Origin of the sequence: Nostoc sp., from assembly GCF_036917455.1 — a bacterium.
In the GTDB taxonomy this organism is placed as follows: Bacteria; Cyanobacteriota; Cyanobacteriia; order Cyanobacteriales; family Nostocaceae; genus Nostoc.
In genome coordinates, this window is record NZ_JBALDK010000019.1 from 44,215 (window position 1) to 61,341 (window position 17,127).

Annotated in this window: 16 protein-coding genes; 8 read left to right on the forward strand and 8 right to left on the reverse strand. The window is 42.1% G+C overall.

Features of this window, described 5'->3' with window-relative positions:
- Window positions 1-56: 56 nt before the first annotated feature.
- A complete protein-coding gene (locus V7K42_RS01345; RefSeq protein ID WP_334912818.1) occupies window positions 57-632 on the forward strand; it encodes a pyridoxamine 5'-phosphate oxidase family protein in 576 nt (191 codons plus the stop codon).
- A gap of 134 nt (window positions 633-766) precedes the next feature.
- Here the strand turns inward: V7K42_RS01345 and V7K42_RS01350 are convergent, their stop codons facing one another.
- The 3 genes from V7K42_RS01350 to V7K42_RS01360 all read right to left on the reverse strand — a co-directional run bounded on the left by V7K42_RS01350 (window position 767) and on the right by V7K42_RS01360 (window position 2,484).
- Window positions 767-946: a hypothetical protein gene (locus V7K42_RS01350; RefSeq protein ID WP_334912820.1), complete on the reverse strand. Its 180-nt coding sequence runs from the start codon at window positions 944-946 to the stop codon at window positions 767-769.
- 819 nt (window positions 947-1,765) lie between these two features.
- Complete coding sequence (arfB, locus tag V7K42_RS01355; protein WP_334912821.1) at window positions 1,766-2,182, reverse strand: alternative ribosome rescue aminoacyl-tRNA hydrolase ArfB; 417 nt, start codon at window positions 2,180-2,182, stop codon at window positions 1,766-1,768.
- Between the two features lie 47 nt (window positions 2,183-2,229).
- Complete coding sequence (locus V7K42_RS01360; protein WP_334912823.1) at window positions 2,230-2,484, reverse strand: RNA-binding S4 domain-containing protein; 255 nt, start codon at window positions 2,482-2,484, stop codon at window positions 2,230-2,232.
- Window positions 2,485-2,681: 197 nt separating this feature from the next.
- Between V7K42_RS01360 and dpdE the strand changes: the two genes are divergently transcribed.
- On the forward strand, window positions 2,682-5,993 hold the full coding sequence (dpdE, locus tag V7K42_RS01365; protein ID WP_334912824.1) for a protein DpdE: 3,312 nt from the start codon (window positions 2,682-2,684) through the stop codon (window positions 5,991-5,993).
- Between the two features lie 225 nt (window positions 5,994-6,218).
- Here the strand turns inward: dpdE and V7K42_RS01370 are convergent, their stop codons facing one another.
- Window positions 6,219-7,091 carry an S-methyl-5'-thioadenosine phosphorylase gene (locus V7K42_RS01370; protein WP_334912825.1) on the reverse strand — a complete coding sequence of 291 codons (873 nt, stop codon included), beginning with the start codon at window positions 7,089-7,091 and terminating at the stop codon, window positions 6,219-6,221.
- Between the two features lie 311 nt (window positions 7,092-7,402).
- On the opposite strand from V7K42_RS01370, the gene V7K42_RS01375 reads away from it, so the two are divergent.
- On the forward strand, window positions 7,403-8,527 hold the full coding sequence (locus tag V7K42_RS01375) for a metallophosphoesterase family protein (RefSeq protein ID WP_334912827.1): 1,125 nt from the start codon (window positions 7,403-7,405) through the stop codon (window positions 8,525-8,527).
- A gap of 76 nt (window positions 8,528-8,603) precedes the next feature.
- Here V7K42_RS01375 and V7K42_RS01380 read toward each other — a convergent pair whose 3' ends face one another.
- Entirely contained in the window at window positions 8,604-8,729 is a 126-nt protein-coding gene (locus tag V7K42_RS01380; RefSeq protein WP_334912829.1) for a hypothetical protein, read from the reverse strand.
- An 86-nt stretch (window positions 8,730-8,815) separates the two neighbouring features.
- Here V7K42_RS01380 and V7K42_RS01385 point away from each other — a divergent pair, with 86 nt between their 5' ends.
- Entirely contained in the window at window positions 8,816-11,470 is a 2,655-nt protein-coding gene (locus tag V7K42_RS01385; RefSeq protein WP_334912831.1) for a PAS domain-containing hybrid sensor histidine kinase/response regulator, read from the forward strand.
- A 34-nt stretch (window positions 11,471-11,504) separates the two neighbouring features.
- On the opposite strand, the gene V7K42_RS01390 is transcribed toward V7K42_RS01385, so the two are convergent.
- Together V7K42_RS01390 and V7K42_RS01395 are read right to left on the reverse strand one after the other, a co-directional pair.
- Window positions 11,505-11,804 (reverse strand): type II toxin-antitoxin system RelE/ParE family toxin, encoded by a 300-nt coding sequence (locus tag V7K42_RS01390; RefSeq protein ID WP_334912833.1) that lies wholly within the window; start codon window positions 11,802-11,804, stop codon window positions 11,505-11,507.
- Complete coding sequence (locus V7K42_RS01395; RefSeq protein ID WP_334912835.1) at window positions 11,801-12,058, reverse strand: type II toxin-antitoxin system ParD family antitoxin; 258 nt, start codon at window positions 12,056-12,058, stop codon at window positions 11,801-11,803. The genes V7K42_RS01390 and V7K42_RS01395 overlap by 4 nt, the downstream gene beginning before the upstream one ends.
- Window positions 12,059-12,378: 320 nt before the next feature.
- Between V7K42_RS01395 and V7K42_RS01400 the strand changes: the two genes are divergently transcribed.
- On the forward strand, window positions 12,379-13,713 hold the full coding sequence (locus V7K42_RS01400) for a GTPase family protein (RefSeq protein ID WP_334912837.1): 1,335 nt from the start codon (window positions 12,379-12,381) through the stop codon (window positions 13,711-13,713).
- Window positions 13,714-14,277: 564 nt separating this feature from the next.
- On the opposite strand, the gene V7K42_RS01405 is transcribed toward V7K42_RS01400, so the two are convergent.
- Window positions 14,278-15,504 (reverse strand): DUF4336 domain-containing protein, encoded by a 1,227-nt coding sequence (locus tag V7K42_RS01405; RefSeq protein ID WP_334912839.1) that lies wholly within the window; start codon window positions 15,502-15,504, stop codon window positions 14,278-14,280.
- Window positions 15,505-15,647: 143 nt separating this feature from the next.
- On the opposite strand from V7K42_RS01405, the gene V7K42_RS01410 reads away from it, so the two are divergent.
- The 3 genes from V7K42_RS01410 to V7K42_RS01420 all read left to right on the forward strand — a co-directional run bounded on the left by V7K42_RS01410 (window position 15,648) and on the right by V7K42_RS01420 (window position 17,111).
- A complete protein-coding gene (locus V7K42_RS01410; protein WP_334912841.1) occupies window positions 15,648-16,235 on the forward strand; it encodes a hypothetical protein in 588 nt (195 codons plus the stop codon).
- A 131-nt stretch (window positions 16,236-16,366) separates the two neighbouring features.
- Entirely contained in the window at window positions 16,367-16,621 is a 255-nt protein-coding gene (locus V7K42_RS01415; protein WP_334892271.1) for a UPF0175 family protein, read from the forward strand.
- Window positions 16,614-17,111 carry a DUF3368 domain-containing protein gene (locus V7K42_RS01420; protein WP_334912843.1) on the forward strand — a complete coding sequence of 166 codons (498 nt, stop codon included), beginning with the start codon at window positions 16,614-16,616 and terminating at the stop codon, window positions 17,109-17,111. Before V7K42_RS01415 ends, V7K42_RS01420 begins: the two co-directional genes overlap by 8 nt.
- The last annotated feature ends 16 nt before the right edge of the window (window positions 17,112-17,127 follow it).

A 17,127-nucleotide genomic window follows, 5' to 3' on the forward strand; every position in this document is an offset into this window, starting at 1 on the left:
TAGCTAAGACATAGGCTGAGAAGATGGGGAATTTCCAAATATAAATCAGACAGTCTATGGCTAAAGTTTTTGACTGTATTACTGACGAACAGCAAGAGTTTATTGCAGCCCAACATCTTTTCTTTGTTGGCTCTGCACCCTTGAGTCCTACGGGTCATGTTAACCTTTCTCCTAAAGGTTTAGGCTGCTTTCGCGTCCTCTCTCCTAGCCGAGTAGGTTATTTAGACCTTACAGGCAGTGGTAACGAAACCTCAGCCCATTTACAAGAAAATGGGCGGATAACCTTCATGTTTTGCGCTTTTGAAGAACCTGCGCGTATCCTGCGTCTTTACGGTCAAGGAAACACGATTTTACCGAGTTCTCCAGATTGGGACTCTCTATATTCTTTGTTTGTACCGATGCCTGGAACTCGTCAAATTATCGTCGCCGACATTGAAAAAATACAGATTTCCTGTGGTTTTGGCGTACCACTCTATGAATATCGAGGTGAGCGGCAGACTTTAGTCAACTGGGCTAGCAAAAAAGGCGAAGAGGGAGTTAGAGAATATCAACAAAAGAAAAATCTTGTCAGTATTGACGGTTTAGCGACACCATTAAGTAAATTACCCTCTGAATTGTCTCAAAAGCCGTAGCTTTATACTTCATGCAAAAGAAAATTGCTGTGTGGATTATTCTATCCGTCCACTCACACAAAAAGATGAGCCTTTTCTGTGGACAATGTTTTATGAAGCAGCACATCTGGAAATCTTCATTTGGAATTGTGCTTTTATGACCCTTTTGGGTTGGTATCACCACCACCAATTATTACTTGGAACAAGTTTCCTAGTAAAGATAAAAATGCCGAAGCTAACACTATCAACATTAAACTAGCAAGGGCAGCAAAGGGAGAGATGATGAATAAGATTAACAAGGCAAACATCAAAATTGTTAGTAATGTCTTATTCATTTTTTTTCACTTTTAATAGTTATTATTCTCAAGATAACCAACTAAGTCATGCACTTGACCACAGTCAATAGAAAGAATTATAGCGGTTCCCTGGTAAGATTTTGCGGGGCAGAGGGGCAGAGGGGCAGAGGAGCAGAGGAGCAGAGGAGCAGAGGAGCAGAGGGGCAGAGGGGCAGAGGGGCAGAGGGGCAGAGGGGAAAGAATTTGTACAATAACTCTCCTCTGCTCCCCTGCACAAGGTTTTGAGAGATGTGGTGAGAAATCCGGGTATAGGTTTCAATTCTAGTAGTTTTCGTAGGGTGCGTTATGGGTACGCCGAAATAACAAATGAGTATGCCGAAATAACAAATGGGTTCGCCGAAATAACAAATGGGTTCGCCGAAATAACAAATGGGTACGCCGAAATAACAAATGGGTTCGCCGAAATAACAAATGAGTTCGCCGAAATAACAAATGGGTACGCCGAAATAACAAATGGGTACGCCGAAATAACAAATGCGTTGGCGTAGCCCTCCGCAGGTATCGCCATGATTGCAACAATTTAGCTTGGTCACGCCGTTGATTCGCACCCTTCTACTATCGGAGACGCTACGCGTAGCTTCCCGAAGGATACGGGTGACGCTCCTGCGTCGCTAACAGCAGTCGCCTGCGGAGGGAAACCCTCCCGCAGTGCTGCTTCACCGCAAATCTTTGGTGAATGAAGTTTTTCAGACTTGTGTGTACACTGTTGCCGTAGGTGGGGTGGGGTTCTTCGGGTTTAATAAGTAATCAAGCGAACATGATATAAATCCCAGTTGCATTATTTAATTACGAATTACTTTAATAATCTGTCACTTCCCCTCTGTTAGACTTAACGTGTCCGCGCTTAGTTTTGTAGTCAAGGCGCTTTCTTTGAGAACTGCGAGTTGGTTTCGTAGGTTTGCGCTTTATGGTTACTACAACTGCGCTTTGAATCAGTTCTTGAAGTCGTCTCAAAGCTGACTCTCGATTGTTTTCTTGGCTTCGGTGTTCTTGCGCTTTAATTACAACAACTCCATCCTGGGTGATGCGTCGATCGTTCAGTTTTAAAAGCTGCTCTTTATAATAATCCGGTAATGATGAAGCGACAATATCGAAGCGCAAGTGAATCGCAGTGGAAACCTTATTGACATTTTGGCCTCCTGCTCCTTGGGAGCGAATCGCACTAATTTCAATATCACTCTGCGGGATGATAACTTTATTGGAAATTTGCAGCATTAATCACAAGACAAAAGAGAAACTTTTCAATTTGGGATAAAAATCCTTTACTCGGTTTGTTCGGAAAAATCTATCACTACATGTTGGTCTTCATTATTGTCCAAATTCACCTCTAAAGTTTTTCCTTCTACTGTCACTTTATCACCCGGTACTAGTCGCCGCCCTCGTCGGGTTTCCAGCATCCCGTTTACTTGGACATCGCCACCTTGAATCATCAGCTTGGCTTGTCCTCCAGTTGGCACTATGCCCATCAACTTTAAATATTGATTTAACTTAATTGTGTTGTCTCGGATTTTCTTCATAGTCAATAAAGGTACACGATCTTAATTCTATCGGCGTTAGCGAGTGTTCGTTCGCTTTTAGCCTCTCCTAGACATCGCCATAACAAAAACTGTAATGCCAGTTTATTATCTATAATGTTGATCGACAAAATTTCCAGATATTTAGGTGAACAAACTAGTCTGGAAAGTTCTTTTAGTGTGTTCAGGGGACTGGATCTATGATTAAGCTCGGTTTATTGGTACAGTCCCAGAATAACTCTTTGGGTATCGGAAAAATTACGGAAATCTCTGATGCCAATGCAAATGTTGAGTATTTCTGCTCAATAGGGCAACGTCTTCAAAAAACTTTACCTTTAAGTTCGCTCTCTGAGGTCAGGCTTGAACCCCAAGCTCGATGCTATATTAAGTCTCAAACTCAGGATAAATGGATAGTTGGCAGAGTTTTCATTTGGGATGAAGATACAGAAATGTATCAAATTGATTTACCAGATAAGAAAACTGCGATCGCTACTGAAGAAGACATTTACGTTCGTTGTAATCTCCCAAACACAGACCCCATCGAAACTCTAGCGATGAAGGGTCACGAAACGCCCTACTTCCACGACAAAAGATTGGCTTTCGTCAAATCCTTGATTAAGCAACGCGCTGTCAGTCGCGGGATGACAGGACTGATTTCGGCAAATATTAATCTTTATCCTCACCAAGTTGAAGTAGTTAGGCGGGTACTGGAAGACCCAATTCAGCGTTACTTGTTAGCAGACGAGGTGGGACTCGGAAAAACCATCGAAGCGGGTGCGATTCTCCGTCAATTCCTCTTGGATGAGCCGAAAAAAGGGGCGGTGGTATTAGTTCCACAATATTTGCTCAAACAATGGCGGACTGAGTTAGAAAACAAATTTTACATCTCCCATTTTGGCAAACGGGTAGCGGTGCTGGCGGTTGAAGATATTCATAAAATCAACCTGAAAGCGAGGATAGGCTGCTTAATTTTAGATGAAGCTCATCACATCGCAGCAATGGCAACCTCCAAGGATGCAACAGTCCGCCAGCGTTTTCAGACTTGCAAAGAACTGGCTCATAAAAGCGATCGCTTACTTTTATTATCTGCCACTCCTGTCCTGAATCACGAGCAAGATTTTCTCGCCATGTTGCACTTGCTCGACCCAACAACCTATAAAATTGGTGATTTAGCAGGTTTCCGCGCCAAAGTTGAAAGCCGTCAACAAATTGGTAGACTTCTGCTTTCTTTTAAAGAAGGTGCGGAACCTGCTGTACTCAAAAGCAACTTGCAGCAACTACGAACCCTCTTAGCTGAGGATGAGTATTTACTGAAGCTGGCGGATGATTTAGAAAATTGTTTACAAGCAAATTCTACCGACCAAGATCAAATAGTCCAAGCGATTCGGACTCACGTTAGCGATATCTATCGACTACACCGCCGAATGCTTCGCAACCGTCGCGCGGCAGTAGAAGATGTAATCTTTGACCGCAATTTTACGCCCAAAGAAGAGTATGATTTAGACGAGCGATCGCCTGATATCCACGAACTACTCAATCAATGGCGTAGTGTTGCTTCTAATGAAAAGCCATATCAGCGAATTTTTATGCTGTTATTCCTAGCTGCTGGTACTTGGTTAGGCATTTTAGAGCAGGTAATTACCGCCCGTTTAACTGGTAAGCCTCATGCTAAACTCATCCAGGAGTTTAAAGAAGATGATATTCGCCTATTAACTACAACCCCCAAATTCTCAGGGGAAGAAGAGATTCTGCAATCCTTCCTCAAAATTATTCGTCAACCCCAAGAGGACGGAGGACGGACAGAAAATTTGAAAACAGTAGTGCTGAATCAGTTAGGTACATACTTTAAAATTCCTGCAAACGTTCGGAAGAATCAAAAAGAATTCATCACGAGAATACAGCAGAGAATCAAGAGACCAATTTCTGGCGATATTCTGCCCAAATTTATCGTATTCACCAGCTTTGTGCAAACTTGTGGCGAAATAGTCCAGTATTTGTCTGATACCTTTGGTGCAGAGACAATAGCCAAACATCAATTTGGAGAATCACCAGACAAAGTTGAGGAAGGATTAAGTAAATTTAGGAATAACCCAAACTGCTTTATTCTAGTATGCGATCGCTCTGGAGAAGAAGGACTTAACCTCCAATTTGCCGATTGGTTAATTCATTTTGACCTTCCTTGGTCGCCGAATCAATTAGAGCAAAGACTTGGCAGACTTGACCGCATTGGCAGCAAAATTGGAGTCCAATCTTGTGTTTTGATTGGCCCTTATTTGGAAGATAGCCCCCACAATGCTTGGTATCAAGTATTAAAAGATGGCTTTGGTATTTTCCAACAATCAATTGCCAGTTTGCAGTTTTATGTGGATGATAAACTTGCAGAATTAGAAACAGCTTTGTTTCAATCAAGTGCTGCTGGATTATTAGAGATGATTTCGCCAATTCAAGAGCAAATTGAAAACGAAATTGCCAAAATTAGCGAACAAAATGCTCTAGATGAAATTGATGCTAACGATGAAATTGCCACAGAGTATTTTCAAGAGCTAGATAATTACGATGCTTGTCATCTAGAAATGAAACGAGCAATTGAAGGCTGGATTTGCGAGGCGCTGGGATTCAGAGGACTCAATAACCCCGACTCATCAGAGATGCGACGTTATCAACCGTCAACGCGGACATTAGTTCCCATAAATGAGTTAAAAAATCGCTTTGCTGATAGTAGCCTCGACCAATTTGGTACTTATAATCGCAGAGTAGCAAACCAGAATCCTGGGATTAAACTCTTTCGAGTTGGGGAAGGATTTGTCGAAGCACTTTGGAACTATATAAACTGGGATGACCGAGGTGAAGCCTTTGCTTTGTGGCGCACTGATTCATCTTGGGATGCCAAAGAAGGGAAAGAGTGGTTCGGTTTCCAATGCAATTATGTAGTGGAGGCAAATTTAAGAATTGCCAAACAAGTTTTACTAGATAACAAACTAGATAGTTCTCAATTCAAACACTTGCAGCGACGTGTTGATGCTCTATTTCCACCAATTATAGAAACTATCTATGTTGATGGTCGCAAGGAGCCAATCCGCGTTGTTGAGGATAAAGCCCTCTTAAGTATTCTACAACGTCCATATAAAGATAAAAACAATAATCAAGGACGAGATTACAATCTGGCAAAAGAGCGCTTAGGAATTATTGACGATTTTGTTGACCCTAGTAAATGGCAAAATTTCTGTTATCAAGTGCGGAATACTTCTTCAGAATTACTCTCAAATCGTCCAGATTTTATTGACTTATGTCAAAGTTGTGCTAGAGTCGCCGAAAATAAATTAACCAATCGAGTTGAACAATTACGTCTGCGTCTGAACCAGCAAAGCTGGGATAATGCGTTAGCTGAAGAATTGAAGATAGAAACTGCTTTAAATGCAGCCATTCTCGAAGGAATTCGCCAACCCCAAATTAGGCTTGATTCTGTCGGCTTTATTGTTGTATCAGGGCGATCGCTTGTGCAATTTGAGTGATATCATTTATGTGTAGTTAAATAGCCTTAGTAAGTATACTAATCCCGCCCATCTAAGAGGTGGGGTTTTTTAAGACTTGAAAATACCATCAGAGAATGGTTTTTTCAATAATTTGCACTGCTGTTGCAACACCATTTTCTGAGCGGATTGTTTCGCCAAGTAGCGATCGAAAATGAAACGTTCAAATCGCCTTGCTTGGATAGGAGCGATCGCTCCTATCCAATACTATAAATACTTCTGCAACAATAATCCTAACTTTTCCTTTGTTGCTACTGGTGCTTTATCCAACTGAGTTAAAATCGCATATTGCAATGCGGAATGCGCCTCACTCGGCGGCGGATTTTCACTCAATCGCCGCACAGTTTCTTGAATCACTTTTTGAGCGTTGGCAGCATTTCGCAGCAAATTACCAATTACCAATTCCACCGTCACGCTGTCATGATCTGGATGCCAACAATCATAATCTGTTACCAGCGCTAAGGTTGCATAAGCAATTTCCGCTTCCCTCGCCAGCTTTGCCTCTGGTAAATTCGTCATCCCAATGATTGTTGCACCCCAACTGCGGTAAAGATTCGATTCCGCCTTGGTAGAAAAAGCTGGCCCTTCCATGCACACATAAGTACCACCGCGATGGAGAGTAACTTCTGGTAAATTGAGAGATGCGATCGCATCTGCCAACACAACAGCCAAGTTCTTACAAATCGGATCGCCAAAGGCAATGTGAGCCACAATTCCCTCACCAAAAAACGTCGAAATCCGATTTTTCGTTCTGTCAATAAACTGATCTGGCACTACCATATCTAATGGTTTCGCCTCTTCCTTCAAGGAACCGACAGCACTAGCTGAAATTAAATACTGCACTCCCAATTGCTTCATCGCATAGATATTAGCGCGAAATGGTAATTCAGAGGGTAACAGCGTGTGATTGCGGCCATGACGCGCTAAAAAAGCTACTCGTGTACTATCCAATGTCCCCAGAATCAAAGCGTCTGATGGTGAACCAAAAGGGGTTTGGATATGTATCTCTTCTACGTCTTTGAGTGCGTCCATTTTATACAGACCACTGCCACCAATAATCCCAATACTAGCTTGAGCCATAATTCTGAACCTGTTCCTTAGCAATCTGCTAAGTCATTTTACCGAAAAGGGGAGTAGCAGAGAAGCCAGGTTCTAGCTTGGGCAAATTTCTGAGTAAATGTTGGCTCTAGATGTCTTGCCAAACTATTCTTTACTCAACACTTAGAATTGAGCAAAGTCCATTGATTCTATTAATTTGCGATCGCGCTACTCCTGAACAAAATGTATATAAATGTTAAGTAAATGCACTCCTGAGCAAGGAAAGAAAGTTATGGTTATACTTTTGGGAAAAGGCTTATTTTAATCCCTGTTTTTAACGTTTTCATAAATCAATGACTCTCAATTTTCGTTTTGCGGTAGTCAGTGACTTACACCTGGCACTTCCCCACACAATCTGGGATCATCCTAGTCGGTTTCATCTGGTAGAAGTTAGTATCTCGGCGTTTAAAAGTGTACTCGAACATTTAACACAACTCGATTTAGATTTCTTATTGTTGCCAGGAGATTTAACTCAGCACGGCGAACCAGAAAACCACGCCTGGTTACAACAATGTTTAGCCCAGCTATCTTTTCCCGTCTACGTTGTTCCTGGGAATCATGACGTTCCTGTGCTGTTGGCCGATCGCCAATCAATCGCTTTTGCGGATTTTCCCTACTATTACACCAACTTTGGCTATGAAGATCCGCAGCAGATGTACTACATTCGTCAATTGCTACCTGGAGTTAAGCTGATTGGACTGAATTCTAACTCCTTTAATGAGCAGGGTGAGCAGGTGGGGTGTTTGGATACCAAACAGCTACGGTGGTTAGAAGAAGTGCTGGCGGCATCTGTTGATGACTTAGTTTTGGTGATGGTGCATCATAATGTGGTGGAGCATTTGCCCGATCAATCAAACCACCCACTGGCAAATCGCTATATGTTGGCGAATTCCACAGAATTGTTGCAGTTACTAAGGCGCTACGGAGTCAAGCTAGTATTTACCGGGCATTTGCACGTTCAGGATATTGCTTACTCAGATGGAGTATATGATATTACCACTGGGTCGTTAGTTAGCTATCCTCACCCTTATCGAGTGCTAGAGTTTCATCGGGATAACCAAGGTAAAGAATCATTGCAAATTGTATCTCATCGGGTAGAGTCAGTGCCTGAGTTTCCCGATTTGCAAGAGTCATCACGGCAATGGGTGGGCGATCGCTCTTTCCCCTTCCTAATCAAGCTACTAACTCACTCTCCATTAAACTTACCACTATCACAGGCTAGAAAATTAGCTCCGAGTTTGCGAGACTTCTGGTCAACAATTGCCGATGGCGATGCGGTATTAGACTATCCCCAGTTTCCATTAGAAGTGCGTCGCTACATTGAGACTTATAATGCATCCGCACAACCCAATTCAGGTATGACCACTGGTGGAACTCTGACGCTAATTGATAACAACAGCACGCTTTTGCTGCATTAGGAGTGATGGGTGTCTGTGTGAAGGTAAATTTTTGTCTGGACTGAAAGCTTAGTGGTTTATTCTCCACTGTTTCTTTTTAGATAGCGATCGCTCCTGCCATAATTCTCCGATAAAAAGTCACCTTGGCAGGGCTAAAGATCGCTCTTAAATCCAAAGGATATCTTTTGGCTAAGACTCCTATGTGCCTTTTGATGGATGGCATTTTGGAGCTGAAAAATCCATACTAATATAACTAGGGGATTCCTACTCTTCAAGTCTATATTATCTAGTTATAGGCAGTGTATGCAAATGCCAAATGTTGATAAAATTAACTCTATATTTACTGATGAATTAGCGGTTTTGCGGCAGCGTGTAGCTGAGTTAGAGCAATCAGAAATATTTTATCAGCAAAGGCAAGCAGCACTTGAGGAGCAATTAACAAAAACAAGAACTCAACTAGCAATAGCTGCACAAAATTCCCAGAATCCAGTGGTAGATGATGACATTGAATTCCATCTTGAACCGGAAAAATCCACAGGCTTGAATGTGCCACAAAACGTGGTGGAGACTTTACAGCAACTCCAACAAGAAATTGCAGAGCGGCAGCAACTGGAAATAATTTTCAAAGAGAGTGAAGAACGGCTAAAGTTAGCTTTAGAAGTTTCTCAGATGGGCTTGTGGGATTGGAACATTATTACCAATCAAGTCACCTGGTCGGAAAATTATGAGATGCTTTTTGGTTTAATTCCAAGTAGTTTGGATGGCCCTTATGAGACGTTTCAAAAGTGCGTTTATTCTGAAGATAAGCAATCTGTAATGCAAGGGATCGGCCACGCATTGGCACAAAAAACGGACTACAATGATGAATTTCGGATAGTTCGGTCAGACCAAAGTGTACATTGGATTTCTGCTAAGGGAAAATTTATCTATAACGATGGCGGGCAAGCGGTACGGATGATCGGTGTTTGTATGGAAACGACTGTGTGCAAACAGGCAGAAGAAAGTACTCGTGAACTAACGACACAAGTTCAAGAACAGGCAAATATTTTAAATGCCATCCTCACCGCCTCTGTCGATCATATTTACATCTTTAATCGCAAAGGTTGCTATCAGTATGTCAGTCGTGATGCTGCTACTATATTAGGTTTTCAACCCCAGGATATTATTGGAAAAACTTTGCAAGAACTGGATTTACCTACAGACCTTGCACAACATGTAGATAATCAACGACAAGCTGTGATGAAAACTGGGCAGCCAATCAAAGATGAGTGTAAATATGTAACTCCTGATGGAGTGCATTATTATGAATACATTCTTACCGCATTACGGAATTTCGACCAAAGTATTGAAGGCGTAATTACTGTTTCTCGTGATATTACTGAACACAAACGGGCAGAAAAATTATTACGTGAAAGTGAAGGGCGATTTCGGCGTTTGTTTGAGTCTAACCTAATGGGGGTCGCTTTTTGGAATGTGGATGGTTTTGTGATTGATGCTAATGATGCTTTTCTTCAATTAGCTGGTTACACTCGTGACGAGTTGGCTACTTTAGGTAGAATTAATTGGCAAGAACTCACTCCTCTTGATTATCAGCATTTAGACGATCGCGCCCTCTTGGAGGTGCAAACTACTGGAGTTTCCAAAATTTACGAGAAAGAGTTCATCCACCGCAACGGTAAGCGAGTACCAATTGTTTTGGGGATAGCTTTTCTGCATGATTCCCAACACAACGGTGTTGCTTTTGTCCTAGATATTACCGATCGCAAATTGGCTGAAAAAGAATGCGATCGCCTCCTCGAATGCGAAAGAACAGCACGCCAACAAGCAGAGATCGCCAACACAATTAAAGATGAATTTTTAGCGGTTCTCTCCCATGAACTGCGAACTCCGCTAAACTCCGTTCTGGGATGGTCGAAAATGTTGCGGACTCGCAAGTTTGATGAACACACCACTAGTCGCGCCTTGGAAACCATTGAACGCAACGCCAAGTTACAAACCCAGCTAATTGAAGATTTGTTGGATGTGTCTCGCATCCTCCAAGGGAAATTAAACTTGAATATATGTCCAGTGAGCTTGGTAATGGTAGTTGAAGCAGCACTAGAAACGGTACGACTGGCAGCAGAAGCCAATTCAATTCAAATTCAGACCATCTTTGATCCCAATTTAGGGCAAGTTATGGGCGATCCCAATCGCCTCCAGCAAGTTATGTGGAACCTGCTTTCCAATGCGGTAAAATTTACACCAGCAGGAGGATGGGTAGAAATTAGACTCATGGAAGCTGGTAATCAGATTCAAATTCAAGTCAGGGATACAGGTAAGGGAATTAGCCCAGACTTTTTGCCTTATGTCTTTGATTACTTTCGCCAAGCTGATGGCACAACTACACGGACATTTGGTGGACTAGGTTTAGGATTAGCGATCGTGCGGAAGGTGGTAGAAATGCATGGAGGAAAAGTTCAAGCCGAAAGTCTTGGAGAAGGATTAGGTGCAACCTTCAGTGTTGAGTTACCGCTTTTGGTGAGAAGCGAACAGGTTCGGTGGCAAGAGAATGAGTATTTAGATTGTGAACCGGAATCTTCACTCCTTTCAAACACTCAAGTTTTAGTGGTGGATGATGAACCAGATATCCGCGACTTAGTGAGCTTCATTTTGCAAGACTACGGTGTAGAAGTAACCGCCGTATCGTCAGCACAAGAGGCATTACAAGCGCTGTCTGAGTCGATACCAGACATTTTAATTAGTGATATTGGAATGCCCAAGACAGATGGTTATATGCTGATGCGGGAAGTGCGATCGCGATCGCCCCAACAAGGAGGACGCGTACCAGCGATCGCTCTGACAGCCTATGCTGGTGAAATGAATCAGCAGCAAGCACTAGCAGCCGGATTTCAAATGCATATTTCTAAACCAGTAGATCCAGATGTATTGGTGAAAGCGATCGTCAATTTGATTGAACCAAAATGATATAGGTAAACATCCAAGGAGCAAAGTCAAAAATTTATTCCTCATCTTCAAACAAAGATTCTAAATCTCTATAACCATTGAAAACACGATTCACAAGAATTCCATCCTCGCTGGGATAGTAAAATATAATGTAATCATCTACAACAAAACCGCGCAAATTTGCTACAATTTTTCCGTAACTTTTCCCCATACTAGGAAAACCTGCTACTAATTTACACTTATTACGAATATCATCAAAAAGCTTACTGGCTGCTTTTGGGTTACTGCGAGCAATATATTCACAAATTTCATCTAAATCTTGAATTGCCTCATCTGAAAATGAATAACTACTCATTCTTCAGACTCCTCAGCAATTTTGCGGATTTTTTCTTGAAATCTAGCGAAAACAACTTCACCATCAGTTAATTGCCGATTAGCGATTTGTTTAGTTCCCACTGCAATTTTTTGGCGTAATTCTTCAATTCGCTGTTCTCTTTCTTGAAGCAACTTAAAAGCTTCATTTATCACATCCTCTGCACTAGCAAATCTACCACTTGCAATTTGCGCTTGAATAAATTGCTCTATTTCTGACTTGAGTGTGATATTCATAACTTGTACCTCAAAAAAATGAATGCATTAACTTTGTTTTAACAACAGCACCACATTGTCTGCAATTCTCTGGTTATGTTGATTAAGGAAAGCAAGCCGAACATTAGAATAACATCTCTCTCACTCATGGTTGACGATCTGTGATGATAAATACTTTTGAGTCAGTGTATTATATAAAATATGGGTAGAGTAAGAAGCCAAGACGGTAAAGGTAATCAAAAAACGCGATCGCCCAGGCTCATAACACTACTAACGGTACTAGTTATCCATTTGATAATCACTATAAGATTAGTGAGAGGGTTTTCTACGTTTGGATGGAAATGACTGAGCAACGTGATGCTGACTTGCCGTTAACTGATTCTCAGAAATTGAGTAAACCGACTGATGGAGCAACTACCAAGTCGGTTGATAATTCTTGGACAAACCGTCTTGGTGGTGTCTGGAACAAAGCAACAACACATCTAACCCAACTGCTACCCGTAGAACAAGTGGCACAGACAGTTGTTGAATGGTTTAGTGTGAGCGAAACTCAAGTTGCAGAGATTTTAGAGAAAATCCGAGCCGAATTGCCAACCACAGAAGCACTGCTGATTGGTAAACCTCAAGCTGGAAAAAGTTCCATTGTCCGGGGATTGACAGGAGTTTCTCCTGAGATTATTGGTCAAGGATTTCGTCCCCACACACAACACACCCAGCGCTATGCCTATCCTTCCAATGACCTGCCTTTACTAGTTTTTACTGATACGGTGGGACTAGGTGATGTCAACCAAGATACTGGATTAATCATTCAGGAGTTAGTTAGCGATTTACAAAAGGAAACTCGTTCCGCCAGAATCCTCCTGTTGACGGTCAAAATCAATGATTTTGCAACTGACACACTCCGACAAATTGCTCAACAGTTGCGCCAGAAGTATCCAAATATTCCCTGCTTGCTAGTAGTTACCTGCTTGCATGAGGTTTATCCTGCCGATATCGTCGATCATCCTGCCTATCCGCCAGATTATGAGGAAATCAACCGCGCATTCGCCGCAATGCAGCAAGCCTTCGTAGGGATAACTGAGCGCTCGGTACTCATTGACTTTACCTTAGAAGAAGATGGCTATAATCCGGTATTTTATGGCTTAGAAGCACTTAGAGATTCCTTGGCAGAAGTACTCCCACAAGCAGAAGCACAGGCGATTTATCAGCTATTAGATCGAGAAGAAACTGGGAAACAACTTGGTAATCTTTATCGAGATGCTGCACGCCGTTATATTTTGCCATTTGCGATTATGTCTGCCACCCTTGCGGCTGTACCTTTGCCCTTTGCCACAATGCCTGTACTCACCGCTTTGCAAGTATCAATGGTGGGTCTGTTGGGTAAATTATATGGACAGACAATTACACCATCACAGGCGGGGGGTGTTGTGAGTGCGATCGCAGGTGGTTTTGTAGCACAAGCCATTGCACGGGAGTTAATTAAATTTATACCAGGTTTTGGGAGTGCGATCGCAGCCTCTTGGGCCGCCGCCTACACCTGGGCGTTAGGGGAAGCAGCCTGCGTTTACTTTGGTGATTTAATGGGAGGGAAAAAACCCGATCCCCAAAGAATTCAGTTAGTAATGCAAGAAGCATTTCAGGCGGCGCAAGAACGATTTAAGGGAATCAAACGTTAAGGGTAGTTATTGGGGTTTTCAACAAGTAGACCTTCGCTTGCGGCGGCTGCATTCAATTCGGAATCAGCAGATACAAATCACCAGAGGTAAACTGTTAGCTATGCAAAGGGCATTTACCGCACGACCAGCCCCTAACTGAACTGCATCATAACCTCGTAACCCGTATGCTTCAGCTAATACCATTGCAGAGTTGATGATGCTCTGTGTGATTTCGATAACTTGGTATTCAGACCGGAGATCGCTTTTGAAATGATTACATACTGCGATCGCATCTGTAGCAATGATACTTCCACCACGCGATCGCTGTGTAATTGCAGCGACAACTTCAACACTAGTAATGGCAGCAATCAGTACATCATTTTTCTGTAGCGGGTCAAATAAGGGATTTCCAAGGAATAAATTATCCCAAAAAACGAACCACTTCAGACAATAGAGTCGCCAGTGCGTTGCGGGGGTGGAGGAGTTTGTAGCACCTGGCGCAACACAGAGAGAGGAGAGATTAAGAGGATTTTTGCGTCAGTTTTGGAATATTTTGGGATGCTCCCGAACGTTATATTGTACCTCCTACACTTTCTCCTTTGCTGCTGGCACAATACCAAACTTATTTAAACCTGTATCGATTTCTTTAAGTAGTTTAAAATCTTCTTCTGGTAAGAGATATCTACTCAACAAACCCCCATTAACAGCAGACTGTTTTTCCAAAAAAGAGAAAGCTTGGCGAAACTGATGCGGTTCGGCTTTAATTGGTGAATCAAAGTGACAGGGAATAATCCACTGGAAGTCCCAGCTTGCAACTTTCTCAGCCCAGTCAATGGTTTCTTGGGGTGCGCGGTTGAGAATCAGCGTTTGTAAAATTGGGGCGACAAACAACCGCCCATCACCTCGCAGAGTATCAAACGATCGCAGCCAATGGGGATGCCATGTAAAGGGGTACAATCCAAAGTAAGCTTTCCTTGAGCGTTCTGGGGCTTTCAAGGCATCTTGCAACACCTGACTCCATTGAGGTATATCTAGTGCGCTTGGTTGAAAGTACAAAGCAAACAAACAGATGCGCTGCCAACCTTTACGGCGATTTATCTCAATGTCTGCAACAATATCAGAAGCCCGATCCTTGGCATGGAATAGTAGGGGATATGGATCTAATAAAACGATCGCAGGTGGATCTTCTGGGAGCGAAAGTACAGAATCTGTTACTAAAAGAGTATGCGATCGCTTGTGAAAAAAAGCAACTTCTGCAAACCGACCAGGGCCAAGCTCGATGGGGCCCAGCATTGCATAATCAAACTCGTCAGCAAAGGGTGTTTTGCTACTATCTTCAGGGAGTACCTGAGTCCGTTTTGAGGGTAAACCAAGCCAGCTAAGGGGCAGATTTAGCGGAAAACTCCACTGATGGGGAGCCACAAACACCTGTGCAGTTGGAAAGTATCTAGCAAAGGGGCCGACAAAAACCTTGTGTTCTATACCGGAGATAGTCGGCAGAATAATATACAAAACATTACCATGTTCCGCCACCAACTCATTCACAAGCCGGATGCACTCTGGAGTTGGTGCAACAGGCGCATAGATAAGAAGACCTCCAGTTTCGAGCTTAACAACAGTCATCCGAATCGGCACAACAACGTAGAAAATGCCCTGAATCTGGTCAAAATTCCAGATTGTGTCCTTAACCACTTCTTTACGGATTGTTTGCCGCCTGCCATAAGGGTAGAGTGGCAGAACAGGCCATAATCTCCATGAAAAGTCTTTGGGATGTATCCGTTGTGAATTGACTATACGTTCATCATCAGCCACTCTGCAACCCCCTCCAAATTCCCTGCTCAAATTGTTTGTATTTGCTATCCCCGAAGTTGAAGTTTAGCAAATTTTGAGATAATCATATCAATTATTAATTTTAATTCGTAATATCTCCGGTATAGTTCATTCACGATGAAATCATGAGTAAATATAGAATTTTAAAACCCGATCAAAGTTACACTTTTAGTCAATACTTTTTGTTGCCTAACCCAACAATAGATGTAGTAGCAGAATTTGAGTACAGTTACGCTCGCACAGAACTAGAATTACCAAGATACTTTGCTGAGGTTAGTTATTTAGGATTTTTACAAAATTACTTACAGCGCAATATAAAGCTTTTTAACCCGACGGCTGAGATATCAATCAGAGAATTTATGATTGCTCCTATCCTGGCTGAGATTTGCGATCAAACAAAAGCTCAACTATATAGTGAATATCCAATTAATGTGGATGAAAAGCTTAAAGGTACTTTAGATTATTATTTACATAAATCTAACTCTTTATTGGTAATTGAAGCAAAGCAATCAGATATTAGAAGAGGGTTTACACAGCTAGCAGTAGAATTAATAGCTCTGGATCGGACTCTAGATCAACAATCATCAATTTTATTTGGCGCAGTTACTAATGGAGATGACTGGAAATTTGGTACACTCAATAGACAACAAAAGCTAATTACAGAAGATATTAAACTTTATCGGGTTCCTGAAGGTTTAGAAGATTTGCTATGAGTACTAGTAGGCATCCTTTCATCTGAAGCTTGACAGAAGTTGAAAAACTTTCACGATCGAGAGTATGATGATTCACTACTTAACAATGTAGAGTAAGGGAAAAGTTACATTACGAAAGAATAATTTCGCCTATGTCATTGCAAATCAGAATTAACTACCCAGAGACACTTCCAGATGCCTTACAACAGACACGGGAACAATTTGAACAAGAAGCTAAATGGGCAATGGCAGTAAAACTGTTTGAAATGAAACGCCTATCTTCTGGTATGGCAGCTGCACTAGTAGATACAGATCGAGTTTCTTTTTTGCTGAATTTGCATCATTATGGAGTGGCTATGATTGATTTAACAGAAGATGAACTTCTTGCTGATTTAGAAAATGCCTAAAACTGAGAGCATCGTCATTAATACTGCTCCAATAATTAGTCTAGTAGCGGCTCTTGGTGATTTAGACGTATTGCAGTTATACACACAAGTACTAGTTCCTTTTGAAGTTTGTCAGGAATTGCTTGCTGGAGGTGCAAGCGGGTTTGCAGTTGCAGAATTTGAGGCAGCAACCTGGCTACAAAAATGGCCAACTCCACTTAATATTTCACCTCTTTTGCTCAACTCGTTGGATTTAGGCGAAGCATCTGTAATTCAATTAGCTTTAAATGAAAGTATTCAAACTGTATGTATTGATGAGACTGTTGGCAGACGGATTGCTAGATTAAGTGGTCTTACGCTTACAGGTTCTATTGGCATTTTATTACGTGCTAAACAGGAAGGATATCCTGTATTAATGCGGCAAGCTATTGAGCGTATGATAAACAGAGGAATTCGACTGAGTGGAACAGTCATCGCTGTTGCACTCCGACAAGCAGGAGAGACGGACTAATTCTTTCAACCTTTCG

Bases quoted from the DNA above. Each gene is read 5' to 3' on its own strand.
- V7K42_RS01410 (WP_334912841.1), top strand. From the start codon at position 15,648: ATGAGTAAATATAGAATTTTAAAACCCGATCAAAGTTACACTTTTAGT.
- V7K42_RS01420 (WP_334912843.1), top strand. From the start codon at position 16,614: ATGCCTAAAACTGAGAGCATCGTCATTAATACTGCTCCAATAATTAGT.
- V7K42_RS01345 (WP_334912818.1), top strand. From the start codon at position 57: ATGGCTAAAGTTTTTGACTGTATTACTGACGAACAGCAAGAGTTTATT.
- V7K42_RS01400 (WP_334912837.1), top strand. From the start codon at position 12,379: ATGACTGAGCAACGTGATGCTGACTTGCCGTTAACTGATTCTCAGAAA.
- V7K42_RS01350 (WP_334912820.1), bottom strand. From the start codon at position 946: ATGAATAAGACATTACTAACAATTTTGATGTTTGCCTTGTTAATCTTA.
- V7K42_RS01375 (WP_334912827.1), top strand. From the start codon at position 7,403: ATGACTCTCAATTTTCGTTTTGCGGTAGTCAGTGACTTACACCTGGCA.
- V7K42_RS01385 (WP_334912831.1), top strand. From the start codon at position 8,816: ATGCCAAATGTTGATAAAATTAACTCTATATTTACTGATGAATTAGCG.
- dpdE (WP_334912824.1), top strand. From the start codon at position 2,682: ATGATTAAGCTCGGTTTATTGGTACAGTCCCAGAATAACTCTTTGGGT.
- V7K42_RS01390 (WP_334912833.1), bottom strand. From the start codon at position 11,804: ATGAGTAGTTATTCATTTTCAGATGAGGCAATTCAAGATTTAGATGAA.
- V7K42_RS01380 (WP_334912829.1), bottom strand. From the start codon at position 8,729: ATGCCATCCATCAAAAGGCACATAGGAGTCTTAGCCAAAAGATATCCT.
- V7K42_RS01360 (WP_334912823.1), bottom strand. From the start codon at position 2,484: ATGAAGAAAATCCGAGACAACACAATTAAGTTAAATCAATATTTAAAG.
- V7K42_RS01395 (WP_334912835.1), bottom strand. From the start codon at position 12,058: ATGAATATCACACTCAAGTCAGAAATAGAGCAATTTATTCAAGCGCAA.
- arfB (WP_334912821.1), bottom strand. From the start codon at position 2,182: ATGCTGCAAATTTCCAATAAAGTTATCATCCCGCAGAGTGATATTGAA.
- V7K42_RS01370 (WP_334912825.1), bottom strand. From the start codon at position 7,091: ATGGCTCAAGCTAGTATTGGGATTATTGGTGGCAGTGGTCTGTATAAA.
- V7K42_RS01415 (WP_334892271.1), top strand. From the start codon at position 16,367: ATGTCATTGCAAATCAGAATTAACTACCCAGAGACACTTCCAGATGCC.